The sequence below is a fragment of the Ruegeria sp. C5 genome (genome assembly GCF_056537605.1).
This window is the reverse complement of sequence record NZ_JBQFRX010000003.1, coordinates 489,675-516,571: the sequence shown is the minus strand read 5'-3', so window position 1 is coordinate 516,571 and position 26,897 is coordinate 489,675. Positions and strand designations below refer to the sequence as shown.

Sequence of the window (26,897 nt, the reverse complement as noted above, 5' to 3'; positions counted from 1 at the left end):
GACAGTCAATAAATTATCCCTAGCAATTCAGTCATATTGACCGCACAGACCGGAGTATCGCACTTGTCCCTATTCCTTATCGCGGCCCTTCCCTTCCTCGGAGCTGTCTTTCCGGCCCTCCTGATCCGGGCAGGACGAAACGCAGCAGCATCAGCGGCTGGGTTGACCACCTTCCTCGCGTTGATGGGATTGCTGATCCACATTCCCAGCGTCATGCGCGGTGATGTTGTGACCGCGCGGTTCGACTGGATACCCGGGCTTGGACTAAACGCGAACTTCATGCTGGACGGTCTGGGTTTCTTGTTCGCCTTGCTGATCCTGGGCATCGGTCTTCTGATCATCCTCTACGCACGATTCTACTTGTCGCGCGAGGATCCGATGGGGCAATTCTATACCTATCTGCTGCTGTTTCAGGGCGCGATGGTGGGAATTGTTCTGTCTGACAATATCCTGCTTCTGCTAATATTCTGGGAACTTACGTCGCTCAGTTCATTCTTGCTGATCGGTTACTGGAAGCACCTGCCCGAGGGTCGTCAAGGCGCGCGTATGGCTTTGGCCGTGACCGGCTCGGGCGGGCTGGCGATGATCGCAGGGATGCTTATCCTCGGCAATATCGTGGGATCTTATGACCTGAGTGTCATTCTGCAGAACAAAGAGCTGATCCAGTCCTCACCCTACTACCTTCCGGCGCTGATCCTAATCTTGCTTGGCTGTTTCACCAAATCGGCGCAATTCCCGTTCCATTTCTGGCTGCCGCACGCGATGGCGGCACCGACGCCGGTGTCGGCCTATCTGCACTCGGCCACAATGGTGAAGGCAGGCCTGTTCCTGATGGCCCGGATGTGGCCGGTTCTGGCGGGTACGGATGCGTGGTTCTACATCGTCGCCACTACCGGTTTGATCACCATGCTGCTGGGTGCCGTGATTGCGCTGTTCAAGGATGACCTAAAGGCGCTGTTGGCGTTTTCGACGGTGTCCCATCTGGGTCTCGTTACGATGCTACTGGGCTTTGGCACGACGATCGCTGCTGTTGCAGCCGTCTTCCACATCATCAACCACGCGACGTTCAAGGCGGCCTTGTTCATGACCGCCGGGATCGTGGACCACGAGACCGGCACACGCGATGTCAAACGGCTGGGTGGTTTGCGGCATCTGATGCCGATCACGTTTACTATCGGCACCATCGCTGCCCTGTCGATGGCCGGTCTGCCACCGCTGAATGGCTTCCTCTCGAAAGAGATGATGCTGGAAGAGACGGTCCACACGACTTGGCTTAACTCGCCTTACTTGGTACCCGGCTTGACGCTTTTGGCTGCGCTATTTTCAGCGGCCTACTCCTTTCGCTTTGTCAGCCATGTCTTCCTTGGGCCCGAGCGGGACGATTACCCCGCGCATCCGCATGACCCGCCTGTTGGTCTTTGGTTGGCGCCGGCGTTCCTTGTGGTGCTGGTTGTCCTGATCGGTCTCTATTCTGCTGCCATCGTTGGCCCGCTTGTCGCGGTTGTCTCCAGCGCCGTGATCGGGGGCGAGAAGCTGCCTTATTACTCGCTGAAACTGTGGCACGGCTTTACACCTGCGCTTTACATGTCGGTGGTCGCGACGCTGGGAGGCCTGTTCCTGCTGTCGTTGCACAAACGCGGCGACCAGATATGGAACGCCCTGCCCCGGCCCGAGGCAAAGGTGATCTTCGAGGCAATCATCGACGCGCTGACCCGACTCAGCCGCTGGATTACGGACGAGCTGCATAATGGTGTGCTCAGCCGATATGCGATCATCTTCGTGGCTTTTGTCGTTGGGCTTGGCTACTACGCCTACTCCACCGGCACCATTGGCGTTGAAACACGCGTACCGCTTGAGGCTCAGGTCATCCCGATCATCGGCTGGATCTGTCTGGTGGGTGCGACGCTGGCGATCATGTGGTTCCACCGCAACCGACTGCTGTCACTGGTGTTGATCGGGGTGGTTGGCCTGATCGTTTCGATGGCATTCAACTACCTTTCTGCCCCCGATCTGGCGCTGACACAGATTTCGGTCGAAGTGGTGACCATGATCCTGCTGTTGTTGTCGCTGAACTTTCTGCCGACCGACACACCCTGGGACAGCAGCGCGGCACGGCGTTGGCGTGATGCGGCAATTTCGGTGGTTGCCGGGATCGGCTCAGGCGCTTTGATCTATGCGCTGATGATGCGGGATTTTGCTTTCCCAACGATCTCGGAATTCCATCTGGCCAATTCGTACAAAGGTGGCGGTGGCACCAACGTCGTGAACGTGATCCTCGTAGACTTCCGGGGTTTTGATACCTTTGGCGAGATCATCGTGCTGGGCATCGCAGCCCTGATCATCTACGCCCTGACCGAAGCAGTGCTGAGCACCAATGTGCGCAGTTACCTGCTGAACCGTAAACCACATTGGCCGCAGTCGGGTGACTCTCACCCATTGATGATGGTGGTCGTCACCCGCGTGATGATGCCCATCGCATTGATGGTCGGGGCCTATATCTTCTTCCGAGGCCACAACCAGCCCGGCGGCGGCTTCATCGCAGGCCTCATCGTCGCGATCGCCTTCCTGATGCAATATATGGCCAGCGGCTATACCTGGGCGATTGAACGGCAGCGGTTCTACTATCACGGCACCATCGGTTGGGGCGTTCTGATCGCCGCTGCCACTGGTCTGGGTGCATGGTTCAATGAACGCCCGTTCCTGACCAGCGATTTCGGTTATATCCACTGGCCCCCGCTGGAAGAATTCGAATGGGCCACCGCGATTCTGTTCGATACCGGCGTCTTCCTTGCGGTACTGGGCGCTGTGATGCTGGCGCTCGACAGCCTGTCGCGCTTCGCGTGGCAGCCGGGAATGGCACAAGAATTCCCGATGGATATCAACCCGCTGCGGGATAGCCCTCAGGATGAAGATAACGAGAAGGAGCAGGCCTGATGGAAGCGCTCGTAGCCTCTGCAGTCGGCGTCATGACCGCCGCCGGGATATTTCTGATCCTGCGCCGCCGTACATTCCCAGTCATTCTGGGCCTGTCCCTGATCACCTATGCGGTGAACGTGTTCCTATTCGCCACCGGGCGGCTGGCGCTGAACGCACCTGCCGTTCTGAACAAATATGAAGATGTCCCCTATACCGACCCGCTACCGCAGGCGCTGGTGTTGACGGCCATCGTGATCTCATTCGGGATGACGGCGGTGATCGTGATGATCTCGCTGTCCGCCTATCTGTCCTCGAAGGATGACCATATCGATATGAGCGCAAGCGATAGCGTGGACGCACCGGGAGAAGACGCATGAACCATTGGATCGTCGCGCCGATCGTCCTGCCCGCGATCCTGGCCCCGTTTATCATTATGGTGTTGCGATATCATTTGGACCTTCAACGCATCTTCTCGGTCGCCGGCGTCGTGGGATTGCTGGGTATCGCCTTGACCATTACCGCCCAGGCATCGGGTGGCGAGGTTCAGGTCTATGAGCTCGGCAACTGGCCCGCACCGTTCGGCATCGTAATGGTGTTGGACAAACTTTCGGCCATGATGGTGTTGTTGACGGCCCTGCTGGCCCTGCCGGTTGTCCTTTATGCCATCGGCTCTGGCTGGGATGAGAGAGGCAAGCACTTCCATGCTCTACTCCATTTTCAGCTAATGGGTGTCTGCGGTGCTTTTCTGACCGGCGACGCCTTCAACCTTTTTGTGTTTTTCGAGGTCCTGCTGATTGCCTCTTACGGCCTCATGACGCATGCAGGTGGCGCAGTGCGGTTGAAGGCCGGTGTTCAGTACGTCGCCTATAACCTGCTCGGCTCGACCTTGTTCCTGTTTGCCTTGGGCACGATCTATGCTGTGACCGGCACGCTCAACATGGCTGATCTGGCCGTTCGCGTGGCCGATATCCCACCCGAAGACACCGCCTTGCTGCGGGTTGGAGCAGTCTTGCTATTACTGGTTTTCTGTATCAAGGCCGCAGTGTTGCCACTGCATTTCTGGCTTCCTGCAAGCTACGCAAATGCGCCGCTGCCCGTTGCGGCGCTGTTCGCGATCATGACCAAAGTCGGTGCTTATTCGATCCTGCGGGTCTATACGCTGGTCTTTGGGCCCAATGTAGCCGCAACCGAAGGGCTAGTCGGTAGTTGGCTACAACCTGCAGCGCTGCTGACATTGGCCGTTGGCGCTATTGGCATTCTGGGCTCGCAACATATCGCGCGAATGGTGGCCTTTTGCGCCATCGCATCGATGGGCACATTGCTGATTGCGATCTCGTTGTTTAGCGAGGCCGCGACGGCGGCAGCGCTCTACTATATCTTCCATTCGACGCTGGCGACGGCCCTGCTGTTCCTTGTCGCGGACATGGTAATGGAGCGCCGTGGCGGAGCCATAGCCCCTTCGACGCCGATGCCGCAATCCGGTCTGATCTCAGCCCTGTTCTTTGTCGGCGCCATCGCGATGGCTGGCATGCCGCCACTATCGGGCTTTGTGGGCAAGCTGCTGGTACTGGACGCCTCACGTGGCGCGCCCGATGCAAATGCAGTCTGGGCCGTGATCTTGACAGGGTCGTTCGTCACAATCGTGGGTCTGGCCCGCGCGGGAACGCTGATCTTCTGGAAAAGTCACGACGCCCAACATAATGTGACGCCTGAGCCAACCGAAGAAGCCGGCCTACCAACCGCGCCCGAGCCCTATCCAGGCCTCGCCTTTACTTCGGTGTTCGGGGCGGTTCTGGGACTTGTGCTGCTGACACTGTTTGCAGGTCCGGCGCTGCAATATGCCAGCAACACGGCCGTGCAACTGTTCGCGCCGGATGACTACATTTCGGCTGTGCTGGGAGGGGAAGAATGATGAAGCTTCTGCACCGTATATTTCCGCATCCCCATCTGACCGCACTACTTACACTGGTGTGGGTGTTTCTGGCAAACACCGGGTCTTTGAACTCGGTGGTCTTTGGCCTGCTATTGGGAATCATCATTCCGTTTATCACTCAGCCCTATTGGCCGGATCGCCCGAAACTGCGCAATTGGCCGATGGTGGCGGAATACATGTTGGTAGTCTTATGGGATATCGTGATGGCCAATATCGCAGTGGCCCGGATCATCCTGTTCAAGCGCGATGCCGACCGCCAGCCAAGCTTTGTCAGCGTCCCGCTGGAACTGCGCACGCCCGAGGCCATCACAGTTCTGGCCGGAACCATCACCATGACCCCCGGCACCGTCAGTTGCGATTTGTCCGCACAAGGGCACTACCTGCTGGTTCATTGTCTGGATGCACCGAACCCCGAAGAGGTGCGCGACCAGATCAAACAACGCTATGAGCGCCGCCTGAAGGAGATTTTCGAATGATCACCTATGCGATCTACTTTGCTTTTGCCTGCTTCGGCGCTGCGATCATGATGTGCTTGTGGCGTATCATTACTGCCGACGGTGTCGGTACCCGTGTTCTGGCTCTGGATACAATGGTGATCAACACCATTGCTCTGCTTATCCTTTACGGCTTGAGTATCGAGACCGAAATCTTCTTTGAATCCGCCATGATAATCGCCATGCTCGGCTTTGTCTCAACCGTGGCTTATGCGCGCTTTATGCTGCGTGGCAATATCATCGAATGAGCGTGGCATGACCTTTATCTTCGAACTGCTCATCGCATTCTTCCTGATCGTATCGGGCATTTTCGGCTTTGTCGGATCATTCGGCATGATCAAGCTGAAAGACCCCATGTCCCGCCTGCACGCACCCACCAAGGCAACTACGCTGGGCGTGGGCGGCGTCCTGCTGGCCTCGATCGCGCATTCGGTTTTGCTTGAGGGCAAACTGTCGATGCACGAGTTGTTGATCACGCTCTTTCTGTTCCTGACGGCCCCGATCACGGCCCTGTTCATTGCCAAATGGCACATTCATCGCCATGAAAAACCCAGTGATCTACCAGACGCAGGCGAGGATGAGCTTTGGGCCACCCACGCGGTCGAACAGGTCGAGGACGTCCCGGACCACAGTACGAACTGAGACCCATGCGCACACCTCCGCTGCCCCTAACCCGCGATCTGGTTCTGATAGGCGGAGGACACACGCACGCGCTGCTGCTGCGCAAATGGGGCATGAAACCGCTGTCCGGCGTGCGGGTCACGTTGATAAACCCCGGTCCCACCGCACCCTATTCGGGCATGTTGCCAGGATTTGTCGCTGGTCACTATCAGCGGTGGGAGCTTGATATTGATTTGGTGCGTCTGGCCCGCTTTGCTGATGCCCGGGTGATACTGGGCGCTGTTGAAGGCATCGCCCCGGACACACGCCAACTCCATGTGCCCGGACGCCCGCCGGTGGCGTTTGATGTGGCCTCGGTCAATGTCGGGATCACCTCGGATATGCCAGCATTGCCGGGATTCGCCGAGCATGCCGTTCCGGCCAAGCCGCTCGGCCTCTTCGCCGCGCAGTGGCAAAGCTATCTTTCAGGGACGGGCCGCGCCTCGGTCGCCGTGATCGGTGGTGGCGTTGCGGGAGTAGAGCTAGTCATGGCGATGGCCCATGCACTGCGTTCCAAAGGACGTGAAGCGCAGGTTACGTTGATCGACAGTGCAACAGCCCTGACAGCGACTGTCCCGAAGGCATCCGCCACCATCCGGCGGGCGATGGCGCACCTGGGGATCGAAGTTCTGGAAAACACATCAATCCAGAAGATTTCTGCGGGCGAAATCGAGCTAACGGACGGTCGCCAGATACCAGCCGATTTCATCACCGGCGCTGCAGGCGCGCGGCCCTATGAGTGGATATCCAATACCGGCCTCGCGCTGCATGACGGTTTCATTAAAGTGAACGCGTCCCTGCAATCCAGCGATCCGGTGATTTTCGCCGCGGGAGATTGCGCCCATCTGTCCGAGAACCCGCGCCCCAAGGCAGGGGTCTACGCAGTGCGCGAGGCACCAATACTGTATGACAATTTGCGCGCCGCGCTAGGGTCTGGGAAAATGCGGCGTTACGTGCCGCAGAAGGATTACCTGAAACTCATCTCTTTGGGCGGAAAATCCGCACTGGCCGAACGATTGGGAACATCGTTCAGCGGGCCGCTCATGTGGCAATGGAAAAACCATATCGATCAGAAGTTCATGAACCGGTTCCGTGAACTGCCCCAAATGCCCACCACCGCATTGCCCCGTCATCACGCAGCAGGGCTGCAAGAGGCGTTGGGAGAAAAACCATTGTGCGGCGGGTGTGGTGCAAAGGTGGGTCGAGGCGCTTTGCAGGCCGCACTGCAGGAGTTGCCGCAGCTCGACAGGCCCGACATTACACCCCTGCCCGGTGACGATGCGGCGGTGCTGTTAACCGGTGGCACGCGACAGGTTATGACATCGGATCACTTACGCAGCTTCACCAACGATCCCGCCTTGATGACGCGTATCGCCGCTGTCCACGCGCTTGGTGATATCTGGGCAATGGGCGCTCGTCCGCAGGCTGCGACAGCAACGATCATCCTGCCGCGCATGTCAGCTGAGTTGCAGCAGCGCACAATGGCTGAGATCATGCATATTGCCAGCGACGTCATGCACCAAGCCGGGGCCGAGATCGTCGGCGGCCATAGCTCAATGGGTGACGAAATGACCATCGGGTTCACTCTGACCGGGCTCTGTGATGCTGAACCGATCACGCTAGGTGGCGCAAAACCTAATGACGCTTTGATCCTGACAAAGCCGTTGGGCAGCGGTGTTTTGATGGCGGCCGAAATGGCGGGCAAGGCGGAAGGCGCCTGGGTCGCGGCAGCTTTAGCGCAAATGATACAGCCGCAGGGTGAGGCGTCCCGCATCCTGAAAAATGCCCATGCGATGACGGATGTCACCGGTTTTGGTCTGGCGGGTCACCTGCAAGGGGTATGCGAAGCGTCTGGCTGCGGGGCAACCCTGTCTTTGGACGCGATTCCAGCTCTGGAAGGTGCGGCAGAGCTCAGTGATCAGGGCATTCGATCTACAATCTACACCGACAACCATGCCATCGCCCCAGGCCTTCCGACCGGCGGCAAGGCGGATTTGTTATTCGATCCTCAGACTGCGGGAGGTCTCTTGGCGGCCGTCGATGCCAACGAAGCCGAGCAAGTGTGCTCGGAACTACGCGCCGCCGGTTACCCTGCCGCCCTGATTGGTCACATCGACGCGACATCGGGCCTGCGTGTTCAAAGCTGATCCAGAACATTCTTGATCCGAGCCACCGTCGCCGACAGCCCGGTATCATCAAGTGACGGTGGCTCAATCTGCGCGATCACTTCGGCACGCTGCGCCTTACGCGATTTGGCATAGGCCGGGTCGTAATGCTGTTCCATCAATGCCTGTGTCAGTCCACGCTTGTCGCCGGCATTGATCAATTCCAGCCAACCATCCACAACCTCATGACCGCGATGAATGCGCAGTGGAGACAATCGATCACGTAGCCGTTCGCTATCCGACAGAATGTCATCGTAGGCAGACACCAGATACGCGGTGCGCGCAGCAATCGGTGCTGTGATCTGGATGCGAGGTGCAGAACACAAGGCCGACCACAGGCTGGGCGGGAGGATCAGGTTTCCGATCTTGGATGATTCTGCTTCAACAACCACCGGACGCGCTGCATCCAGCTCGCCCAAGGAAGCGGCGAGCGCGGATTCGAAGGCTTTCTGACTGGGTTGCCCACCCGGCATTTCGCCCAACAATGAGCCTCGGTGATTGGCCAGCCCTTCAAGGTCCAGCACTTGCGCGCCTTGCGCCTTTAGATGGCCCAACAGGTCTGTCTTGGCCGTCCCGGTATAACCATCCAGCGCGACCAATCGATATGGCAACACTTCATCATAGAGGAACTGCTTTACTAGTCGGCGATAGCTGCGATAGCCGCCTTCAACCACCTCGGCGCGCCAGCCGATTTGTTGCAACATCCAGGTAAATGATCCTGATCGCTGCCCGCCACGCCAGCAATAGACCAGCGGTTTCCAGTCGCCCTCATGATGGCTCAGGTGATCCTCGATATGGCCTGCCGCGTTGCGAAACACCAGCGCAGCACCCAGCTTGCGGGCCAGAAACGGGCTTTGCTGGACGTAGATGGTACCGACCCGTGCCCGTTCTTCATTGTTCAGAACCGGCAGATTGATAGCGCCCGGCATATGGTCTTCGGCGAACTCAGCCGGGCTACGCACGTCGATAATCGTATCAAACGTGTGGTCGTAGAATTGCTGCAGGCTGGAGACTTTCAAAACCATATCAACGGTCTATCCCGCATGGTGCCGGAAGAAAACCCAAGCCGCCGTTGAAGGTACCAGACCATAATACTGAACAGCCATTGCAAACCATCTTCGCTTGGGTAATGAACCATCGATACTGGTTTCTTAATGGCATGGGACGTGCGCACAAATGGCACAGCAGACCGCAAATTCCCTCAAGAGCAAAGCATTGGCCGATCTGGAGACAGGGAAGTTGCCGCAGGCCTTGAAAAAAGCGCAGCTTGGCATCAAGAAACACCCCAAGGATGCCGATTACCAAGCAATCGCAGGCTTTGTCCTGACCGAGATGAAGCGGTACAAGCAATCCATTCCACACTTTGCTGAAGCATCGCGAATGAAACCGGACGATGCTCAATTTGTCGAAAACCTCGCCAACGCGTTGATGCAGACAGGTCAAATTCCGCGTGCGCTATCCTATGCCGAGCAGAAACTTGAACGCTTCCCGAATAACAAAGAACTGGTCCGCGTCATTGATGAAATACAACTCAAGGGACAGAATTGGCGCCTGATCATCGACCATACGACGAACAAACTGGAAAAAGACCCTGACAATGCAGATTTGCTTTGGTTGCGGGCCCGCGCCTACGGAGAGGTCGGGTTCTCCGATCACAGCTCTCAGGACATTGCCCGCGCTTTTGGGATCGCACCTGAAAATGAAAAAATCGCATTGTCGAAAGCCGTAGACTTGTATCAAACGGGCGACAAAGAGGGCTCAAAAACCATTTTGCGCGCTGTACTTGAGAGAAACAAGTTTTGCGCGGCGGCGCTCTACCAAATGTCTCTAATGGTGGACAATGACCATGCCGAGAGCCTTGCGCGTGCTGTCGACACCGCAATTTCAGAAAGTGATCACGCCAACTCGGTGCTTGAATTCGCAAAGGCACACTTGATCTCCAAACGTGATGGGCTGTTCCCGGCGCTCCCCCACTTTGCGCGGGCCAATGCCATTCAACACAACGTGAATCCCTATGACAGTACGCAAGAAGAGAAACGGTTCAAAGAAATCAGCACGTTTTTTCCGCTGAATGTACCCCCTGCGACTGCAGGCGTAAGCGATGGGCCCAAGCCGATATTCGTGGTCGGACAGCCAAGATCAGGCACAACACTGATGGAAATGATGCTTAGTTCGACACCGGATATCGCCGGCTGTGGAGAGCTGACGATTGCAGGTGAATTATCCCAGAAGGTCAGAGAGAGCGGCAAACCATTTGACGCAGACGCAGCTGCTGAATGTGCAGCAGAGTTTCGCAGGCTGATGCCACCCTTACCCGAAAGTTCGACTGCATTCGTTGACAAGATGCCACATAACTATCAGCGGCTCGGCTTCATAATATCAGCGTTTCCGAATGCCCGCGTGATCAACATGTTGCGCGATCCAAGGGATGTGGGGCTATCAAAATGGATCAGGCGTTTTCACTCACCGGGTATGCGCTATGCATCCAATCTTGAATCGATTGCCCACTCAGCCAACCTGTACCGGTGCTATCTTTCTCATTGGGAAAAGCTGTTTGGTGATCGTATTCTGACGGTTCGATATGAGGACCTGGTAGTCGACCCCAAAACCTGTATCCAGCAAGTCGCCGCCTTCTGCGGTATCGACTGGGATGAGCGGATGATGACCCCTGAGAAAAATACCAGGAAAGTCCGCACCGCCAGCACCGATCAGGTGCGCAAGAAAATCTCAACCGGGTCAATTGGTGGCTGGCAAGAGGTTGCGGATCAAATTCAGCCGATGTTGGATGGGCTGGATCAGGCGTTGTGGCCCGAATACAGGTTCGATTGACCAAAAAAAGGCCGCCCTGAGAGACGGCCTTTTTTTGCTTCTCCAGTCACATCACTTCTGTTTGATGCGCCCGTCCAGATAAGGCTGATACGGGGCGTTCTCGGCTAGATACTCCGCCGTAACATCCGCCAGATCAGGCCCGAAATCATAGGCGTTTTTGTCATCGCCCGAGAACACGGAATAACCGTCGCCGCCATTGCGGACATAGTTGTTTGTCACCACCAGATAGGTCGCCGCAGGATCAATGGCTTCGAAACCGCCGTCCTTGGCGACCATGACCTCGACAATCCGACCCTCGTTCGGGGCGACAGAGGGGTCCCAAGTGAAGGTCATGCCGGCCACCTGTGGGAAGCGGCCTTTGACCTCTTCAACCTGGCTCACGCCATTTTCAAGCGCGTCAATGACACCCTGACCGCTGATCTCGAAGGTCGAGAGCGTGTTCTGGAACGGCAGAACCGTCAGCACCTCACCCATGGTCACTTCGCCCTCATCGATCGAGGCACGCAACCCACCCGCGTTGGCGATCGCGATCTGAGCACCCTGATCCGCCACTCGGGCAAGCATGGCATCCGCGACTAGATTGCCCATTTCGCATTCCTGCACACGGCAAACATCACGAGAGCCTTCGATAGTTGCACCAGAATTGGCCACAACACGCTGTTTCATCTCTTCTATCGGGGCACCCATTTCGGCAACGCGCGCCGCGATATCCGCGTCCGGCGTGACCGAGGCGTCCAGCAGGATCGGCTCACCCTCTGCCGAAATCAGGTTGCCGTCATCGTCGAAGGTCAGCGTGATCTCACCCAGGTATTTCGAATAGGCATAAGCTTGAACGACCGGAACGTCGCCAACCATCGTCGGATATGCGCCTGCGGCGTCCTCATCCGTGTTCGACAGCAAGGTGTGCGAGTGACCGCCGACCACCAGATCCAGACCCGGCACTTTCTCGGCGATCTCGATATCTTTGGGCAAACCCACATGGGTGAGCGCGATGATGATGTTCACACCCTCGTCCTGCAGGGCAGCCACATCGGCCTGAAGGCTTTCGATCTCATCCTGAAAGACGACATCTTTGCCGGGGCTCGAAGTTTCGACGGTGTCCGTAGCCAGCGCTGAGATGATGCCAACTTTCTGGCCGCCAACATCCAATACGACGTGGTTATCCACTTTGCCTTTCAGTTCCGCCGAAGATGACAGGTCCAGATTGCCCGAAATCACCGGGAAACTGACTGTGTCAACAAATGCGGCCAAGCCCGCTGGGCCGTCGTCGAATTCATGGTTGCCAACCGCCATAACGTCGTAGCCGATCGCCTCCATGAACTCGGCTTCGGCTGCACCCTTGTAGGTGGTGTAGAACAACGAGCCCTGAAACGGATCGCCAGCGTCCAGCAGCAGGACATTTTCATCTGCCAGTTCGCCGCGCTTTGAATCCACCATGGTCTTCAGGCGCGCGACGCCGCCAAAGCACTTGCCCTCGGCCTCACCTTCCGCGTCGCAGGTCGAGTCGTATTTGTTGATCGACTCGATGCGGCTGTGAATGTCGTTCGTATGCAGAATCGTAAGCTTGTATTCGGCAGCCGCCATACCGGCGCTGAGCCCCAATACCGCAGCCGAAGCCAGAAAACGCGTGAACATCTTGAAACTCCCTGTGATTGTTTTGCGCGATGGTGCGCGTTGCGCGGCGAAGAGTCAAAGGGGGAAATCCAGCTTGATTCTACCCGTCGCGCGGGGCATCAGGGCTTCATGCTGATTTACAAGATTTTCCACGCCGACGAATGGGCGACCCTTCAGGCGCAAGGGGCCTCGGATGGCGCGCCGATTGATGTCACGGACGGGTTCGTTCATTTCTCAACCGCAGAACAGGCCGCTGAAACCGCTGCCAAGCATTTTGCCGGGGTCGAGGGCCTGACCCTCTTGGCCTGTGATAGCCAAGCAATGGGCGATGATCTGAAATGGGAGGTTTCGCGTGGTGGCGCATTATTCCCCCATCTTTACCGCCAGATTAAAATGTCGGATGTGGTCTGGTCACGCGATCTGCCCTTTGACGGTCAGGCGCACCAGTTCCCGCAGGAGATGGAATGACACGCTTCATCGATCCCGAGCGCGAACAGTTCGAGGCGTTTAAGGCCCTCGATCGAGACCATCCTATCGAGATGCTCAATCTGGTGAAGTTTCGCGAAACAGCTCAGTATCCGTCCGATCATGCACTGGCCGGCGCACATCTGACCGGCGCACAGGCCTATGGCAACTACGGGTCTGAAACCGCGCCTATCGTCGCCCGCATAGGAGTGTCGATCCTTTGGCGCGGCGCATTTCAGACAATGCTGATCGGTCCACAGGATGAGGCTTGGGATGCTGTGTTCATCGCCCGCTACCCCACCGCCCACGCATTTCTTGAGATGGTGACCGACCCTGCCTATCGCGCCGCGGTGATACACCGGCAGGCCGCCGTTGAAACCTCGCGCCTGATACGTTGCGCACCGACAGAGGGTGGAGATTCCTTCGGATGAAACTGACCGAAAAACTTGGGCTCGCTGCGCTGCACCGTCTTGACCCGGAAACCGCGCATGGGCTTTCGATCAAGGCCCTGACCTCGGGGCTTGCACCGACGCCTGGGCCGGTCACATCGGACCGGCTAAAGACCCGAGTCGCGGGTCTGGATTTGCCCAACCCCGTCGGACTGGCCGCAGGGTTTGACAAAAATGGTGAAGCACTGTTGCCGCTTTCGCGTGCCGGGTTCGGGTTTATCGAAGTCGGGGCGGTGACACCCCGTCCGCAGCCCGGCAATCCTAAGCCGCGCTTGTTCCGCCTGACCGAAGATCGCGCCGCCATCAACCGCTTTGGCTTCAACAACGAGGGAATGGAGGTCATGGCCGCGCGTCTGGCGCAGCGTCCAAAGGACGCGATGATCGGTTTGAACCTGGGGGCCAACAAAGACAGTGATGATCGGCCCGGAGACTTCGCAAAAGTGCTTGCCCATTGCGCTGCGCACTTGGACTTTGCCACCGTCAACGTGTCCTCGCCTAATACCGAAAAGCTGCGGGACCTGCAGGGCAAAGCAGCGCTAACTGCGCTGCTGAGCGGTGTGATCGAAACCCGAAACGCCCTGCCCCGCCCGATCCCGATCTTCCTGAAGATCGCCCCGGATCTAACTGAGCACGAATTGCAGGATATCGCCGCTGTCGCCCGTGAAACCGGCGTGGACGCGGTGATCGCCACCAACACCACGCTGTCGCGCGATGGCCTGCGCGGTGCGCACAAGGATCAGGCCGGAGGCCTGTCCGGCGCGCCGTTATTCGAGAAATCGACGCGGGTGCTGGCGCAGCTCAGCCAGTTGACGGGCGCAGATATCCCGTTGATCGGAGTCGGCGGCATCAGCACGGCAGAACAGGCCTATGCCAAGATCTGCGCCGGAGCGTCCGCAGTGCAGTTCTACACGGCGATGGTCTATGGCGGGATTTCCCTGGCCGCTGACATCGCACAGGGGTTGGACACGCTGCTGGAGCGCGACGGCTTCGATTCGGTCGCGCAAGCGGTGGGCAGTAGACGAGAGGACTGGCTATGATCGAATATTGGCACAATCCGCGCTGTTCCAAATCCCGCGCGGGGTTGGCGTTGCTGCAGGAAAACGGCGCAGATCCTGAGGTGCGCAAATACCTCGAAGACGCGCCCTCGGCCGATGAAATCCGGACGGTTCTGGCCAAGCTGAATATCCCGGCGAACAGCATGATGCGCACCGGAGAGAAAACGTTCAAAGAGCTTGGTCTGGCCAAGACCTCACCCGATGAGGAGCTTGTTCAGGCCATGGCCGAACACCCGATCCTGATCGAGCGTCCGCTGGCCATCGCGGGCGACAAAGCCGCTATCGGACGCCCGCCCGAGAACCTGCTGGACTTGCTTTAGGCGATCTGTGCCTCAAGTCGCGGATAGCGCCAACCAAGTGTAAGGCCCCGTGCGATGTTCAACACCATCAGCGCGGCCCAAAGCCCATGATTGCCCATCGTTGGCACCAGCACGAACAACGCAACCACGTACAGCGCGACTGACTGGAGCATCGCGTTGCGCATATCGCGGGTCCAGGTGGCGCCGATATAGATACCGTCGAACATCCAGCTTGCCACTCCGATGATCGGTGCCAGAGCAGCCCAGAGCAGATACTCGCGTGCCGTCATACGAACTTCAGGCGATGTCGACATCAGATCGATCAGCGCGGGCCCTGCCAGGTAAAACACCAGCCCAAGCCCGATGGCCCCGCCAACGCCCCATTGAGACGCCATAACCGACGCGCGCCGGACCTTCCGGCGGTCGCGAGCACCGACGGCTCCTCCGACAAGAGCTTCAGCCGAGAAAGCAAATCCGTCCAAAGCGAACGCGGTGATTTCGAGAAACTGCAATAACACCTGATTGGCCGCCAAATTCACGTCGCCCAGATCGGAACCGACAAACAAAAACGTGGTGAAAGCCCCGGTCAATAGAACCGAGCGCACCATGATATCGCCATTCACCTGCATCATCCGGCGCAGCCGTGCGGCATCAAAAATACGCGGCCAATCCCGCCACTGCTTGCCGCCAAACGCATCACCACAAAGCCACAAACCCAGGGCAAGACCCGTCCACTCGGCAATCAATGTCGCGATGGCAACGCCCTCGACACCCCAGCCCAGGCCAAGCACAAACCATAGATCCAGCGCTATGTTCAGCCCATTCATCCATATCTGCAGGATGAATACACCTCGCGTGCGTTCGACTGCGATCAGCCAGCCTGTCACCGCATAAAGGGCAATCGTGGCCGGAGCGCCCCAGATGCGAATCTCCAGATAGGCGCGCGTCAGAGACTCGACTTCGGCGCTGGCGGGCGACAGTGCAAAAGCTCCAAGGAATACCCAAACCTGCGCGGCAATGAAAACCAATCCTGCTGTTCCGCCCAGCAGCAAGCCTCGCATGAGCAACGCTCCGGTTTCTGCAGTGTCACCTGCACCGCGCGCCTGTGCCGCCAGCCCGGTGGTGCCCATCCGCAGAAAGCCGAATATCCAGTAGATCGCCGACAGGATCACCGCACCCATACCCACAGCCCCGATGGGGGCGGCCTGCCCCATCTGACCGACAACGCCGGTATCCACTGCCCCGAGGATCGGTACGGTCGCGTTCGACAGCACGATCGGCAACGCGATTTTCAGGACGCGCCTATGGGTAATGGGCGCTGAGGCGTCCTCCATCTTTAGTCTTTCGGTGTCGGAGATTGCGGCATCAAGAAGTGCCCCGTACCTTGCGCAAAGAGTTTGGCGTGATTGTCTTGCCAGGCTTCGACACGGACAGAGGCATAACGTCGACCCGAGCGGTTGATGAAAGCGCGCGCATAGGCGTCTCGCGGCAGGCCCGACCGCAGGTAGTCGACAGTGAAGTCGATGGTTTTGGGAAAGCGGATATTCACGTCGGTCAAGATGTCTTCCGCACCGATCTCACCGCTTTCAATCCTGGGAAACATATGTTCCCAACTCAGCGTGATTACGGCAGTGACTTCCAGAAACGCCGCTGTCACCCCACCGTGGATAGCGGGCAGAAAAGGATTACCGATCAACTTCTCATCGAAATTCAGAACGCCCGTCAGTTCGTCCCCCCGCCGGTCGAATGTTATATTGAGGAACCGAATATACGGCACACCTTCGACCAGCGCGGTCAATGCGGCATCACGGCGTTGCTTGACCACCTGCATAGGTTCTGGGCGAGGTCTTGCCATCTCAGCGACCCTCCACGGTGAAGGCACCTGAAGCGGTGGCAACGGGACGGTCGCTGTCATCATCCGTCGCCGTCGCCCGCACAAAAGCCACGTTGCGCGTGATGTGATAGCAGGTCGCGCGGGTCCGGATACTTTGACCCGGCGTTGCGGCCCGCATGTAATCAATACGCAGATCGATGGTGGCGGTTCCTCCCGGGGCCGAGGGGTGGCTCATCACTGCGGCACCGCAACAGGTATCCAGCATGGCCGACACAGCCCCGCCATGGATCACGCCAGTCCGAGGGTCGCCGATCAGTTGCTCGTTATAGGGCATCGAGATTTCAGCCTCACCCTCTCCGATGTGGGTCAGATCAAGCCCCAAGGCCTTGGCGTGCGGAATCGCCTCGATGAACTGGCGCGCTAAAACTGTCTTATCGACCATGGGGTTGGGTCCTGTCCTTGTACCTGCCCCTTTATGGGCCTGCGTTTACACCAAGGGCAAGCCCACCTGTTGCGCTTGCCGCAACGACGCCCTAGGTTGCTGCCAAGGAGACCCGGAATGTCCGACACCCGTTTGTCATTCAAAGAAATGTGCGCCGAGTTCGACGTGACCCCACGCACCCTGCGCTATTACGAATACATCGAATTGCTGCAGCCTGATCGTGAAGGCAGATCGCGGTTTTACGGGCCTCGTGAATGCGCCCGGATGAAACTGATCATGCGTGGTCGAAAGTTTGGATTTCCTTTGGAAGAGATTCGCCAGTGGCTGCTGATCTACGAAGATCAGGGCAATCAGGCGCAGATGGCGACCTTTATCGAGATGGCCGATCGTCAAATGGAAGAGCTGCGCCAGCAGCGCGCGCAGTTGGATGAAGCAATGGATGCGCTTCAGCAATTGCGCGATCAGACCGTCGGCCTGCTGAAATAGCCCCTTCCCCTACGGCAAGAAAATTGCCGAAACCCCTGCTTACGCGACTGGATGTTACGTCAACTATTTTGTGACGCAGCGTCCGCATTACGTAAACGTCACTTGTGTGTTGTAAAACGCTCATCGACTGCGCAACTCAGATTGCATGACGCCAGTGATGAGAGTTTGAACCATGACCGAAGATCTGCTGACCATCCGCGAAATGTGCGAGACCTATGATGTCACGCCCCGCACATTGCGGTTCTACGAGGCCAAAGAGCTTTTGTTTCCGATCCGCGAGGGCCAAAAGCGCTTGTTCACCAAACGGGATCGTGCACGCCTGAAACTGATCCTGCGCGGCAAGCGCTTTGGCTTCAGCCTCGAAGAGATCCGCCAGCTTCTGGACCTGTACCACGTGGGTGACCAGCAGCTGACCCAGATGTCCCGCACTTATGAAATCGCGTGCGAGCGCCTTGCTGACATGGAATCGCGCCGCGAAGAGCTGACGCAGGCCATTGACGAACTAAAAGAGCAGTTGCGCTGGGGCGAAAAGGTTATCGCCTCGATGAAACAGGAAAAGAAGGCCGCCGAATAAGCCCGGCCTTTCGGACATATGAATTAAGGGAGCTTCACATGCCCGTCTATAACGCGCCAACCAAAGATACGCAGTTCATCCTGCACGATGTTCTGAAAGTCTCGCAGTCGGATATCCCCGGCTATGATGAACTGGAGGCCGAGTTTACCGGCGCGGTTCTGGAAGAAGCGGGCAAAGTTGCCACCAATGTGTTGCACCCGCTGAACGTGGTTGGGGACATCGAAGGGTGCCGGTTGGAAAACGGGATTGTGTACACCCCAACAGGTTTCAAAGATGCCTTCGAGCAGATGAAAGAAGGCGGCTGGACTGGCCTCGACATGCCGGAAGAGTATGGCGGCCAGAACATGCCTTATGTGATGGGTACTGCGGTAGGCGAAATGTTCTCGGGCGCGAACCAGGCGTTTGTGATGTATCAGGGCCTGACCCACGGCGCAGCCTCAGCCATTCTGGCGCACGGAACCGACGAGCAGAAGAACACGTACCTGCCCAATATGGTCAGCTGCGAATGGACCGGCACCATGAACCTGACCGAACCGCATTGCGGCACCGATCTGGGGCTTATGCGTACCAAAGCCGAGCCGCAGGACGATGGCAGCTACAAGATTTCCGGTCAGAAAATCTTTATCTCTGCGGGCGATCACGACATGGCCGACAACATCATTCACCTGGTGCTGGCCAAAATTCCAGGCGGACCCGAGGGCATCAAAGGTGTGTCGCTGTTTATTGTCCCGAAGTTTATCGTGAACGAAGACGGTACTCCGGGCGAGCGGAATGGTGTTTCGGTCGGCAAGATCGAGGAAAAGATGGGCATCCACGGCAATTCGACCTGCGTCATGAACTATGACGAGGCCACCGGCTGGCTGCTGGGCGACGAGCACAAAGGCATGCGCGCCATGTTCACGATGATGAACGAAGCGCGTCTGGGTGTGGGCATGCAAGGCCTGTCCCAGGCCGAGGCAGCGTATCAAAACGCCGTCGAATACGCCAAAGACCGCCTGCAGGGCCGCGACGTAACAGGTGTGAAGAACCCGGACGGCCCCGCCGATCCGCTGATCGTACACCCCGACATTCGCCGCAACCTGATGGATCAGAAAAGCTTCACCGAGGGCGCACGCGCATTCATCCTGTGGGGCGCAACCATGATCGACAAGGCGCACCGCTCGGGTGACAAGGATGCGGACGGGCTGATCTCGCTGCTGACACCGGTCATCAAGGGCTTCCTGACGGATGAAGGCTACGACATGACCGTTCAGGCGCAGCAGGTCTATGGCGGCCATGGCTACATCGAAGAATGGGGCATGTCGCAATACACCCGCGACGCCCGCATCGCGATGATCTACGAAGGCGCAAACGGCGTTCAGGCGTTGGATCTTGTTGGCCGGAAGCTGGCGCAGGATGGCGGCAAGCATGTCATGGCGTTCTTTGAGATGGTTAAAACCTTCTGCAAGGAAAATGCCGGCAAGGATGAAGCTTATGACAAAGCGTTCATCGAACCGCTGAAGGCCGCGTCCAAGGACCTGCAAGCCGCTGGCATGTACTTCATGCAGGAAGGCATGAAGAACCCTAACAACGCGCTGTCCGGTTCGTATGACTTCATGCACATGTTTGGTCATGTTTGCCTGGGCCTGATGTGGGCTCAGATGGCGAAAGCCGCTCGCGAAGCGCTGGATGGTGGCGCCTCAGACAAAGAGTTCTACGAGACCAAGATCAATACCGGTCGCTTCTACATGGCCCGTCGCCTGCCCGCGACAGCCATGCATTTGGCGCGCATCCAAACCGGAGCGGACACGGTAATGGCGCTGGACGCAGCGAACTTCTGATCTCAGTGTGGGCTCGGGCGTCGTAGCCCGAACCCACCCTTGGAGGAGACAAGATGCCAAAACGCTTTCGCCTGACCCGCCGCTTTCCCGTCGCCATGACCGAGGATGGCTATCGCAAACTCCGCGGATTCGCGCGAGAGGCGGGATTGGATGAAGGTGAGGCTTTGTCGTTCCTGTTCGAGAATTTCAATAGCGTGATTGATCACGAGAACCTGACGCACAGATTGCGCATCTTCAACTCCGAGCTGGACGCAAGAAAGCGCTGAACGCGCAATACGCCTTGGGAGGGGCGCCCAAATGACCATCAAACTGCATTGCTTCGGTGAAAGCGGAAACAGCTACAAAGCCGCTCTGGCGCTTGAGATGTCGGGTCTGGAGTGGGAGGCGGTCTTTGTCGACTTTTTCAACGGCGCAACGCGCACCCCTGAATTCCGGGCCGAAGTGAACGAAATGGGCGAAGCACCCGTACTGGTCGATGGCGATTTTCGCACCAGTCAGTCTGGGGCAATCCAGGCCTATGTCACCGAGAAGTCCGGCAAATTCGGCGGCAAGGATCGTGATCAGAACTACGAGATTTTCCGATGGGTTCTGTGGGACAATCACAAGCTTAGCTCAATGGCCGGGCTGACCCGTTTCCTGATTAACTTCCTGCCCGAAAAGCACCGCAACCCGGATGTGATCGCGTTCAATCAGGGTCGCCTCAAGGCTGCTTATCAGACACTGAACGCCCATCTTGAAGGCCGCGACTGGATCGTTGGTGACGGCGTGACCAATGCTGATATCAGCTGCTGCGGCTACCTCTATTATCCCGAACCATTTGGCTTTGATCGCGCCGACTGGCCCAACATCGATGCCTGGCTGACGCGCCTTAGCGAACAGCCCGGTTGGAAACACCCCTACGACCTGATGCCCGGCAACCCGTCGGATCGAGCTTAAGGAGAAGACCCCATGACCGAAGCCTATATCTATGACGCCCTGCGCACTCCGCGCGGCAAGGGCCGCAAGGATGGCAGCCTGCACGAGGTAACCTCGGTGCGCCTGTCCGCCCTGACCCTGAACGCAATGAAAGAGCGCAATAATCTGGAAGGTCACGCCGTGGAAGACGTGATCTGGGGCAACGTCACGCAGGTGATGGAGCAAGGCGGCTGTCTGGCGCGCTCGGCAGTTCTGGCTTCGGATCTAGATGAATCGATCCCCGGTCTGGCGATCAACCGTTTCTGCGCCTCGGGCATGGAAGCTGTGAACTTGGCGGCAAACCAGGTCAAAGGCGGCGCGGGTGAAGCCTATATCGCAGGCGGTGTCGAGATGATGGGCCGGGTGGCCATGGGCAGCGATGGTGCGGCGATTGCCGTTGACCCGTCGTTGGCGATGGAAACCTATTTTGTGCCGCAAGGTATCTCGGCTGACATAATCGCAACTGAATATGGGTTCAGCCGCGATGATGCCGATGCTCTGGCCGTTGAATCCCAAAAACGCGCAGCAGCGGCTTGGGAAGACAATCGGTTTGAAAAGTCGGTGATCACCATCAAAGATCAGAACGGTCTGACCATTCTGGACCGCGACGAGTACATGCGTCCCGGCACAGACATGCAGTCGCTTGGCGCGCTGAACCCGTCTTTCGCAATGATGGGTGAGCAGATGCCGGGCTTCGACAAGGTGGCGATGATCAAATACCCGCATCTTGAGCGGATCAACCACATACACCACGCGGGCAACAGCTCGGGCATCGTGGACGGTGCGGCCGCTGTGCTGATCGGCAATAAGGAGTTCGGCGAGAAATACGGCCTTAAGCCGCGCGCGCGCATCAAGGCAACTGCCAAGATCGGCACTGATCCGACCATAATGCTGACCGGTCCGGTTCCGGTGACTGAGAAAATTCTGGCCGACAACGGAATGAAAATCGGTGATCTGGACCTTTTCGAAGTCAACGAAGCCTTCGCCTCGGTCGTGCTTCGGTTCCAGCAGGCGTTTGATGTTGATCCGGCGCTGGTTAACGTCAACGGCGGCTCGATCGCGATGGGTCACCCGCTGGGTGCAACCGGCGCGATGATTATCGGTACGCTGCTGGACGAGCTGGAGCGTCAGGACAAGGAAACCGGTCTGGCCACGCTCTGCATCGCATCCGGTATGGGTGCGGCAACAATTATCGAGCGCGTCTGATGCCCAAACTGGATCTTTCTCAGATACCGTTCAAAGGCGGTTCATCTTATCCCGGCAAGTTAGCCGAGGCCACCGCGGGTCGTTTTGTCCAGCGCGTCGGAGATGCAGGCGGGCTGACCCAATACGGGGTCAACATCGTACGTTTGGAGCCCTCGGGGCTATCCTCGCTGCGCCATTACCACATGGAGCAGGACGAGTTTGCCATCATGCTCAGCGGCAAATGCATGCTGATCGATGATGATGGCGAGCATGAGATGCTGCCCGGTGACTGCGCCGCTTGGCCTGCAGGTGAGACCAATGGCCATCACCTTGTGAACAAAACCGACGCGCCCGCAACCTTTCTGGTGGTGGGCACCCGGACCCCGACAGAGACCGGCTATTACAGCGATATAGACATGATGGTGAAAGATGATGAGAACGGATTCTCTTTCACTCGCAAGGATGGCAGCCCGCTGACGGCTGACCAGATTGGAGATGACAATGACTGATTTCACCCTCAGCAAAGACGCCGATGGCGTCGCCTTCATCACCTGGGACGTTCCCGGCAAATCCATGAACGTCCTGTCGCGCGAGGCCTTCACTCTGGTCGGTGATCTGATCGATCAGGCGCTGGCGGATGATGAGATCAAGGGCATCGTTATCACCAGTGGCAAAGAAGGGTCGTTTGCAGGCGGCATGGACTTGAGCACGCTCGCCACGATCCGACAGGAGGCCGGCGACGAACCCGCGCAGGCACTGTTCGATTTCGTCATGAGTGGCCATAACATCCTGCGTCGGCTGGAACTGGCAGGCATGGACCCCAAGTCCAAAAAAGGCGGCAAGCCGGTCGCCTGTGCCATCAACGGCACCTGCGCAGGGATCGGGACCGAGATCGCATTGGCCTGTCATCACCGTGTGATGACCAGCAATCCGAAATCCAAGATCGGCCTGCCTGAGATTCTGCTGGGTATCTTCCCCGGTGGAGGCGGCACCATGCGCTACAGCCGTATGGTCGGCGCAATGGCGGCGGCACCCGTCTTGCTTGAAGGCAAGATGATGGACCCGAAGAAGGCCAAAGGCGCACAACTGATCGACGCGGTGGCGGATGATCCGGTTGCGGCGGCCAAGGAATGGGTACTGAACGCCAAGGAAGCTGATCTGGTAAAGCCGTGGGATGCCAAGGGCTACAAGATGCCCGGCGGCGCACCCTACCACCCCGCAGGTTTCATGACCTTCGTCGGCGCAAGCGCCATGGTGAACGGCAAGACTCAAGGTGCCTTCCCAGCGGCCAAGGCTCTGTTGAGTTCAATCTACGAAGGCGCATTGGTTGACTTTGACACCGCCTTGAAGATTGAGGCGCGCTGGTTCACCAACGTGCTCATGAACCCGTCTTCGTCAGCGATGATCCGGTCGCTGTTTCTGAACAAGGAGGCGCTGGAGAAAGGCGCAGTGCGGCCCAAGGACGTGCCCGATCAGCGGGTCAAGAAGATCGGCGTTCTGGGCGCCGGCATGATGGGGGCTGGTATCGCGCTAGTCTCGGCACAGGCCGGGATGGAGGTCGTTCTGATCGACCGCGATCAGGCGGCTGCCGACAAGGGCAAAGCCTATAGCGAAAGCTACATGGATAAAGGGATCAAGCGCGGCAAAGCGACGGCTGAGAAGAAAGAAGCCCTGTTGGCCCGCATTACCGCCACGCCCGATCTGGAGCACCTGAAAGGCTGCGACCTGATCATCGAAGCCGTGTTCGAAGACCCCGGCGTCAAGGCTGAAATGACCAAGAAGGTCGAGGCGATCATCCCCGAGGATTGCATCTTTGCGTCGAACACCTCGACCCTACCGATCACAGATCTGGCCAGGGCCAGCGTACGGCCCGAGCAATTCATTGGCATCCACTTCTTCTCACCGGTCGAGAAGATGTTCCTGGTCGAAATCATCAAAGGCAAGGAAACCGATGATCGTGCTGTCGCCAAGGCGCTGGACTATGTGCGCCAAATCCGCAAGACACCGATCGTGGTCAATGACGCGCGCTTCTTCTACGCCAACCGCTGCATTATTCCGTACATCAACGAAGGTCTGCGGATGATCACCGAAGGCGTCAGCCCTGTTCTGATCGACAATGCGGCGCGTCAGTTGGGCTTCCCCGTAGGACCCATTCAGCTGAACGACGAAACCTCGATTGACCTGGGGGCCAAGATCGCCCGCGCTACTAAGGCAGCTATGGGCAACGCTTACCCGGAAAATCCGGGCGATGATCTGATCTTTTGGATGGAAGAACAAGGTCGTCTGGGTCGCAAGGCCAATGCAGGTTTCTTCGACTATGACGACAAGGGCAAACGCGTCGAGTATTGGAAGGGCCTGCAGGACAAATACCCACATGCCGCAAACCAGCCCGACCTGATCGAAGTGCAGGAACGTCTGATGTTCGCACAGGTTCTGGAAGCCGTCCGTGCGCTAGAAGAGGGTGTTCTGGAAGACATCCGCGAGGGCGACGTGGGTGCGATACTTGGCTGGGGCTTTGCGCCGTGGTCCGGTGGCCCGCTCAGCTGGTTGGACATCATTGGTACGCCCTACGCCGCCGAACGCTGCGATCAACTTACCGAAGCCTATGGTGAGCGCTTTACCTGCCCGCCGCTGCTGCGTGAGATGGCGGAAAAAGGTCAGAGCTTCTATGGCCGCTTCAACCCCGAAGCACAGGCCGCCTGAACAGACAAAGCAGGCGCATGAACCCATGCGCCTGCTTTATTCTTATTCACGTACTATTGCAGCTGCCATTCAGGCCGCAAGAACAGCGCAGGCATATTGGGCCGCCCCGGTCGCCCGGGTCGACGTACGCCCAACGCAGGCCGAATCGGGAAAATCGGTTCTTGCGGAATGGGTGCAGGTAACGCGGCCAACGGGTTGGTCAAAGCCGAAAGGTTCCCTTTGCCGGTCACGGCCTCGATCAGAAGATCGGCGTGTTCAGCATCCGCGACTTCATAGGCCTCAGGGTTTCGACTTGACCCGGTATTCATGCGACCGGACGGGCAATAAGCCTGAAATCCGCCCTCGATAAAAACCAGCTCATCCTCGTCAAAGAATAATGACGTGACATCGAATGACTGCGCAGGCGTGCTGGATTCAAGACGCCCCACCCCGCTGAGCATTCGAGCTGGAATGATCGAGACCCCCTCGATTCCAACACCAAGCTTGCCTTGATCCAATGCCATACCCTGTTCCGGCATCAGCCAGACTGGGCGCCCATTATAAGCTGCTCGGGATGGCACAAGGATCGGCAGATGCTCGGGCCGACGCTCGTCTCCAGCCACAACAATGCGGTCGACGCAAACGCGCCTCAGTTCTTTGAACCCATGGTCCCGTGTCCGCACCAGATCACCTGCAACCAGTCTTTCGACCCGTTTCCAGCCCCCTGTTGTGGACACTTTGGTTCCGTGCAGCAATCCCCCACGACGCGCTGATGCGGCCTGTCCCACAAAGGCCTGTCGGCCTTTAACTTCACGTTTCGAATACCCCGAAACACTCACTAACTCTAACACGTGCCGTCCCCCTGTTGGCACCTTCAAACAACTCAGAAGGTCTTAGAGTTGTGCCTCAATTGGACTTAGTTTTGCCACATTTGAGGCCAAATTAGGTCAGTTTCGCCGCAATTTACTGGTTTTGAATAAACAAATCAGTATTCCGAACGGGCTTTGATATGCATCTCGAAACGATACTATGACGGATACAAGCCGATTCTATTCCGTTCTTACTGCGCCGCCTGCTGTAGCGAGGATATCCGCCGCTCCCGCCACCCAAGCAGCACTCCGGCAGAGGCGATCATGCCAATACCGATAATTTGCATCTGCCCGACGGACTGCCCAAACGCCACCCAGGCAAAGAGCGGGCCAAATATCATGACCGAGTATTCAAAGACTGCGACATATGATGGCTCACCCAGTTGATAGGCTTTGATCAGCATAAAAACGGCAATTGTTGAGCCCACGGCCTGAACCACTACCCAAGGCAACGCGTCTTGCATCGGCCAAACCCAACCGCGCATCGCGAAGCCATCCGGCCCGACTGGCACGCCAACCGGAAACAGGGCAAGCCAGATCAGTCCGATCGCCCCCGCAAGCCCCAGTGTGACAACCATCGCCGCCAGCAGCGCAACAGTGCTTTCGTCGGAACAGTGGGTGCGCGTTACAACAGCGCTGAGTGCGTAAATGAAGCCACCAGCGACTGGCAGTAGCGTCTTTACGTCAAATGATGTCGGGTCCGGCTGCAATACGCACAGAATTCCCGAAAACCCCAATAAAACAGCCACGATCCGCCAGGGACCTATGCGCTGCTTCAACAAAAGGGCCGAAATCAACAGCACGAACATCGGCGATGTGAATAACCCGGCAAGCGCCTGAGCGATGGGCATCAATGCCAGCGCGCTGAAATAGAAAAGCATTGCCAGCGTGATCAACACGCTGCGCACCGCGACGACACCAATCCGCCGGGGTCTCAAGGTGCCCAAACCCAATATCGACAACACCGCGATCAGCGGCAGCATCAGTAAGGCGCGACTTAGGTGAAACTGCCAAAGCCCCACGCTCTCGGCCACGCGGATCACGAAATTGTCGATCACGCCGATAATAGACATGGCCGCAACCATCAGCAACGACGCCATGATTGAATGGGTTTGTTGTTGTGACTGCATCCGCGCCTCTGCCCTTAATCAGCCCGTTCTGGCCGAAACTTA

27 protein-coding genes are annotated in these 26,897 nt (G+C 57.8%); 20 read left to right on the top strand and 7 right to left on the bottom strand.

From position 1 onward, the window contains the following. Nucleotides 1–63 precede the first annotated feature (63 nt). The 7 genes from ACR0AW_RS14095 to selD are packed head-to-tail and all read left to right on the top strand — an operon-like array spanning nt 64 to nt 8,150. Nucleotides 64–2,934: a monovalent cation/H+ antiporter subunit A gene (locus ACR0AW_RS14095; RefSeq protein ID WP_170732876.1), complete on the top strand. Its 2,871-nt coding sequence runs from the start codon at nt 64–66 to the stop codon at nt 2,932–2,934. Continuing rightward, entirely contained in the window at nt 2,934–3,293 is a 360-nt protein-coding gene (locus tag ACR0AW_RS14090) for a Na+/H+ antiporter subunit C (RefSeq protein ID WP_170391885.1), read from the top strand. Before ACR0AW_RS14095 ends, ACR0AW_RS14090 begins: the two co-directional genes overlap by 1 nt. Then, nucleotides 3,290–4,828, top strand: a complete 1,539-nt coding sequence (locus tag ACR0AW_RS14085) for a monovalent cation/H+ antiporter subunit D (RefSeq protein ID WP_170732877.1) — start codon at nt 3,290–3,292, stop codon at nt 4,826–4,828. Before ACR0AW_RS14090 ends, ACR0AW_RS14085 begins: the two co-directional genes overlap by 4 nt. After that, entirely contained in the window at nt 4,828–5,325 is a 498-nt protein-coding gene (locus tag ACR0AW_RS14080) for a Na+/H+ antiporter subunit E (RefSeq protein ID WP_170392908.1), read from the top strand. Before ACR0AW_RS14085 ends, ACR0AW_RS14080 begins: the two co-directional genes overlap by 1 nt. Continuing rightward, nucleotides 5,322–5,591 carry a K+/H+ antiporter subunit F gene (locus ACR0AW_RS14075; RefSeq protein ID WP_170391889.1) on the top strand — a complete coding sequence of 90 codons (270 nt, stop codon included), beginning with the start codon at nt 5,322–5,324 and terminating at the stop codon, nt 5,589–5,591. The genes ACR0AW_RS14080 and ACR0AW_RS14075 overlap by 4 nt, the downstream gene beginning before the upstream one ends. Before the next feature lie 7 nt (nt 5,592–5,598). Continuing rightward, nucleotides 5,599–5,985 carry a Na+/H+ antiporter subunit G gene (locus ACR0AW_RS14070; protein ID WP_170401276.1) on the top strand — a complete coding sequence of 129 codons (387 nt, stop codon included), beginning with the start codon at nt 5,599–5,601 and terminating at the stop codon, nt 5,983–5,985. A 5-nt stretch (nt 5,986–5,990) separates the two neighbouring features. Beyond that, entirely contained in the window at nt 5,991–8,150 is a 2,160-nt protein-coding gene (gene selD, locus ACR0AW_RS14065; RefSeq protein ID WP_170732878.1) for a selenide, water dikinase SelD, read from the top strand. Here selD and mnmH read toward each other — a convergent pair. Beyond that, nucleotides 8,141–9,193: a tRNA 2-selenouridine(34) synthase MnmH gene (gene mnmH / locus ACR0AW_RS14060; protein ID WP_170732879.1), complete on the bottom strand. Its 1,053-nt coding sequence runs from the start codon at nt 9,191–9,193 to the stop codon at nt 8,141–8,143. The genes selD and mnmH overlap by 10 nt on opposite strands. A 151-nt stretch (nt 9,194–9,344) precedes the next feature. Here mnmH and ACR0AW_RS14055 point away from each other — a divergent pair, with 151 nt between their 5' ends. Further along, nucleotides 9,345–10,997: a tetratricopeptide repeat-containing sulfotransferase family protein gene (locus tag ACR0AW_RS14055; RefSeq protein ID WP_170732880.1), complete on the top strand. Its 1,653-nt coding sequence runs from the start codon at nt 9,345–9,347 to the stop codon at nt 10,995–10,997. Nucleotides 10,998–11,048: 51 nt separating this feature from the next. Here the strand turns inward: ACR0AW_RS14055 and ACR0AW_RS14050 are convergent, their stop codons facing one another. Then, nucleotides 11,049–12,632, bottom strand: coding sequence for a bifunctional metallophosphatase/5'-nucleotidase (locus ACR0AW_RS14050; protein ID WP_170732881.1), 1,584 nt, complete (start codon nt 12,630–12,632; stop codon nt 11,049–11,051). Between the two features lie 108 nt (nt 12,633–12,740). On the opposite strand from ACR0AW_RS14050, the gene ACR0AW_RS14045 reads away from it, so the two are divergent. From ACR0AW_RS14045 to arsC, 4 genes are read left to right on the top strand one after another with little or no spacing between them, the layout of a single operon-like run. Then, on the top strand, nt 12,741–13,079 hold the full coding sequence (locus ACR0AW_RS14045) for a DUF952 domain-containing protein (RefSeq protein ID WP_170732882.1): 339 nt from the start codon (nt 12,741–12,743) through the stop codon (nt 13,077–13,079). Beyond that, nucleotides 13,076–13,507: a DUF1330 domain-containing protein gene (locus ACR0AW_RS14040; RefSeq protein WP_170732883.1), complete on the top strand. Its 432-nt coding sequence runs from the start codon at nt 13,076–13,078 to the stop codon at nt 13,505–13,507. The genes ACR0AW_RS14045 and ACR0AW_RS14040 overlap by 4 nt, the downstream gene beginning before the upstream one ends. Continuing rightward, nucleotides 13,504–14,562, top strand: a complete 1,059-nt coding sequence (locus tag ACR0AW_RS14035) for a quinone-dependent dihydroorotate dehydrogenase (RefSeq protein ID WP_170732884.1) — start codon at nt 13,504–13,506, stop codon at nt 14,560–14,562. Before ACR0AW_RS14040 ends, ACR0AW_RS14035 begins: the two co-directional genes overlap by 4 nt. Continuing rightward, complete coding sequence (gene arsC, locus ACR0AW_RS14030) at nt 14,559–14,900, top strand: arsenate reductase (glutaredoxin) (protein ID WP_170732885.1); 342 nt, start codon at nt 14,559–14,561, stop codon at nt 14,898–14,900. The genes ACR0AW_RS14035 and arsC overlap by 4 nt, the downstream gene beginning before the upstream one ends. On the opposite strand, the gene ACR0AW_RS14025 is transcribed toward arsC, so the two are convergent. The 3 genes from ACR0AW_RS14025 to ACR0AW_RS14015 are packed head-to-tail and all read right to left on the bottom strand — an operon-like array spanning nt 14,897 to nt 17,155. Then, a complete protein-coding gene (locus ACR0AW_RS14025) occupies nt 14,897–16,213 on the bottom strand; it encodes an MATE family efflux transporter (RefSeq protein WP_170732886.1) in 1,317 nt (438 codons plus the stop codon). The genes arsC and ACR0AW_RS14025 overlap by 4 nt on opposite strands. A 2-nt stretch (nt 16,214–16,215) precedes the next feature. Further along, entirely contained in the window at nt 16,216–16,734 is a 519-nt protein-coding gene (locus ACR0AW_RS14020) for a PaaI family thioesterase (RefSeq protein ID WP_170635955.1), read from the bottom strand. 1 nt (nt 16,735) lies between these two features. Next, nucleotides 16,736–17,155: a PaaI family thioesterase gene (locus tag ACR0AW_RS14015; RefSeq protein ID WP_010438901.1), complete on the bottom strand. Its 420-nt coding sequence runs from the start codon at nt 17,153–17,155 to the stop codon at nt 16,736–16,738. Between the two features lie 117 nt (nt 17,156–17,272). On the opposite strand from ACR0AW_RS14015, the gene ACR0AW_RS14010 reads away from it, so the two are divergent. The 8 genes from ACR0AW_RS14010 (at nt 17,273) to ACR0AW_RS13975 (ending at nt 24,877) form a co-directional block, all read left to right on the top strand. Then, on the top strand, nt 17,273–17,641 hold the full coding sequence (locus ACR0AW_RS14010) for a MerR family transcriptional regulator (protein ID WP_170391912.1): 369 nt from the start codon (nt 17,273–17,275) through the stop codon (nt 17,639–17,641). Nucleotides 17,642–17,813: 172 nt separating this feature from the next. Then, nucleotides 17,814–18,215: a MerR family transcriptional regulator gene (locus ACR0AW_RS14005; RefSeq protein ID WP_039536426.1), complete on the top strand. Its 402-nt coding sequence runs from the start codon at nt 17,814–17,816 to the stop codon at nt 18,213–18,215. A gap of 38 nt (nt 18,216–18,253) precedes the next feature. Further along, nucleotides 18,254–20,035: an acyl-CoA dehydrogenase C-terminal domain-containing protein gene (locus ACR0AW_RS14000; RefSeq protein ID WP_170512231.1), complete on the top strand. Its 1,782-nt coding sequence runs from the start codon at nt 18,254–18,256 to the stop codon at nt 20,033–20,035. A 53-nt stretch (nt 20,036–20,088) separates the two neighbouring features. Further along, nucleotides 20,089–20,301 (top strand): hypothetical protein, encoded by a 213-nt coding sequence (locus ACR0AW_RS13995; protein ID WP_170391916.1) that lies wholly within the window; start codon nt 20,089–20,091, stop codon nt 20,299–20,301. Nucleotides 20,302–20,332: 31 nt separating this feature from the next. Then, nucleotides 20,333–20,971, top strand: coding sequence for a glutathione S-transferase (locus ACR0AW_RS13990; protein ID WP_170662045.1), 639 nt, complete (start codon nt 20,333–20,335; stop codon nt 20,969–20,971). A 12-nt stretch (nt 20,972–20,983) separates the two neighbouring features. Beyond that, nucleotides 20,984–22,195 (top strand): acetyl-CoA C-acetyltransferase, encoded by a 1,212-nt coding sequence (locus ACR0AW_RS13985; RefSeq protein ID WP_170420896.1) that lies wholly within the window; start codon nt 20,984–20,986, stop codon nt 22,193–22,195. Further along, nucleotides 22,195–22,683, top strand: coding sequence for a cupin domain-containing protein (locus ACR0AW_RS13980; protein WP_170594818.1), 489 nt, complete (start codon nt 22,195–22,197; stop codon nt 22,681–22,683). The genes ACR0AW_RS13985 and ACR0AW_RS13980 overlap by 1 nt, the downstream gene beginning before the upstream one ends. Continuing rightward, nucleotides 22,676–24,877, top strand: coding sequence for a 3-hydroxyacyl-CoA dehydrogenase NAD-binding domain-containing protein (locus ACR0AW_RS13975; protein WP_170732888.1), 2,202 nt, complete (start codon nt 22,676–22,678; stop codon nt 24,875–24,877). The genes ACR0AW_RS13980 and ACR0AW_RS13975 overlap by 8 nt, the downstream gene beginning before the upstream one ends. Nucleotides 24,878–24,930: 53 nt before the next feature. Here ACR0AW_RS13975 and ACR0AW_RS13970 read toward each other — a convergent pair whose 3' ends face one another. Both ACR0AW_RS13970 and ACR0AW_RS13965 read right to left on the bottom strand, forming a co-directional pair. Beyond that, nucleotides 24,931–25,707, bottom strand: coding sequence for a Hint domain-containing protein (locus tag ACR0AW_RS13970; RefSeq protein ID WP_480439192.1), 777 nt, complete (start codon nt 25,705–25,707; stop codon nt 24,931–24,933). A gap of 209 nt (nt 25,708–25,916) precedes the next feature. After that, entirely contained in the window at nt 25,917–26,855 is a 939-nt protein-coding gene (locus ACR0AW_RS13965) for a DMT family transporter (protein ID WP_170732889.1), read from the bottom strand. Between the last annotated feature and the right edge of the window lie 42 nt (nt 26,856–26,897).

Excerpts from the sequence above, each read along its gene's own strand:
- ACR0AW_RS14090 (WP_170391885.1), top strand. The coding sequence starts at position 2,934 with ATGGAAGCGCTCGTAGCCTCTGCAGTCGGCGTCATGACCGCCGCCGGG.
- ACR0AW_RS14085 (WP_170732877.1), top strand. The coding sequence starts at position 3,290 with ATGAACCATTGGATCGTCGCGCCGATCGTCCTGCCCGCGATCCTGGCC.
- ACR0AW_RS14080 (WP_170392908.1), top strand. The coding sequence starts at position 4,828 with ATGAAGCTTCTGCACCGTATATTTCCGCATCCCCATCTGACCGCACTA.
- ACR0AW_RS14075 (WP_170391889.1), top strand. The coding sequence starts at position 5,322 with ATGATCACCTATGCGATCTACTTTGCTTTTGCCTGCTTCGGCGCTGCG.
- ACR0AW_RS14070 (WP_170401276.1), top strand. The coding sequence starts at position 5,599 with ATGACCTTTATCTTCGAACTGCTCATCGCATTCTTCCTGATCGTATCG.
- selD (WP_170732878.1), top strand. The coding sequence starts at position 5,991 with ATGCGCACACCTCCGCTGCCCCTAACCCGCGATCTGGTTCTGATAGGC.
- mnmH (WP_170732879.1), bottom strand. The coding sequence starts at position 9,193 with ATGGTTTTGAAAGTCTCCAGCCTGCAGCAATTCTACGACCACACGTTT.
- ACR0AW_RS14055 (WP_170732880.1), top strand. The coding sequence starts at position 9,345 with ATGGCACAGCAGACCGCAAATTCCCTCAAGAGCAAAGCATTGGCCGAT.
- ACR0AW_RS14050 (WP_170732881.1), bottom strand. The coding sequence starts at position 12,632 with ATGTTCACGCGTTTTCTGGCTTCGGCTGCGGTATTGGGGCTCAGCGCC.
- ACR0AW_RS14045 (WP_170732882.1), top strand. The coding sequence starts at position 12,741 with ATGCTGATTTACAAGATTTTCCACGCCGACGAATGGGCGACCCTTCAG.
- ACR0AW_RS14040 (WP_170732883.1), top strand. The coding sequence starts at position 13,076 with ATGACACGCTTCATCGATCCCGAGCGCGAACAGTTCGAGGCGTTTAAG.
- ACR0AW_RS14035 (WP_170732884.1), top strand. The coding sequence starts at position 13,504 with ATGAAACTGACCGAAAAACTTGGGCTCGCTGCGCTGCACCGTCTTGAC.
- arsC (WP_170732885.1), top strand. The coding sequence starts at position 14,559 with ATGATCGAATATTGGCACAATCCGCGCTGTTCCAAATCCCGCGCGGGG.
- ACR0AW_RS14025 (WP_170732886.1), bottom strand. The coding sequence starts at position 16,213 with ATGGAGGACGCCTCAGCGCCCATTACCCATAGGCGCGTCCTGAAAATC.
- ACR0AW_RS14020 (WP_170635955.1), bottom strand. The coding sequence starts at position 16,734 with ATGGCAAGACCTCGCCCAGAACCTATGCAGGTGGTCAAGCAACGCCGT.
- ACR0AW_RS14015 (WP_010438901.1), bottom strand. The coding sequence starts at position 17,155 with ATGGTCGATAAGACAGTTTTAGCGCGCCAGTTCATCGAGGCGATTCCG.
- ACR0AW_RS14010 (WP_170391912.1), top strand. The coding sequence starts at position 17,273 with ATGTCCGACACCCGTTTGTCATTCAAAGAAATGTGCGCCGAGTTCGAC.
- ACR0AW_RS14005 (WP_039536426.1), top strand. The coding sequence starts at position 17,814 with ATGACCGAAGATCTGCTGACCATCCGCGAAATGTGCGAGACCTATGAT.
- ACR0AW_RS14000 (WP_170512231.1), top strand. The coding sequence starts at position 18,254 with ATGCCCGTCTATAACGCGCCAACCAAAGATACGCAGTTCATCCTGCAC.
- ACR0AW_RS13995 (WP_170391916.1), top strand. The coding sequence starts at position 20,089 with ATGCCAAAACGCTTTCGCCTGACCCGCCGCTTTCCCGTCGCCATGACC.
- ACR0AW_RS13990 (WP_170662045.1), top strand. The coding sequence starts at position 20,333 with ATGACCATCAAACTGCATTGCTTCGGTGAAAGCGGAAACAGCTACAAA.
- ACR0AW_RS13985 (WP_170420896.1), top strand. The coding sequence starts at position 20,984 with ATGACCGAAGCCTATATCTATGACGCCCTGCGCACTCCGCGCGGCAAG.
- ACR0AW_RS13980 (WP_170594818.1), top strand. The coding sequence starts at position 22,195 with ATGCCCAAACTGGATCTTTCTCAGATACCGTTCAAAGGCGGTTCATCT.
- ACR0AW_RS13975 (WP_170732888.1), top strand. The coding sequence starts at position 22,676 with ATGACTGATTTCACCCTCAGCAAAGACGCCGATGGCGTCGCCTTCATC.
- ACR0AW_RS13965 (WP_170732889.1), bottom strand. The coding sequence starts at position 26,855 with ATGCAGTCACAACAACAAACCCATTCAATCATGGCGTCGTTGCTGATG.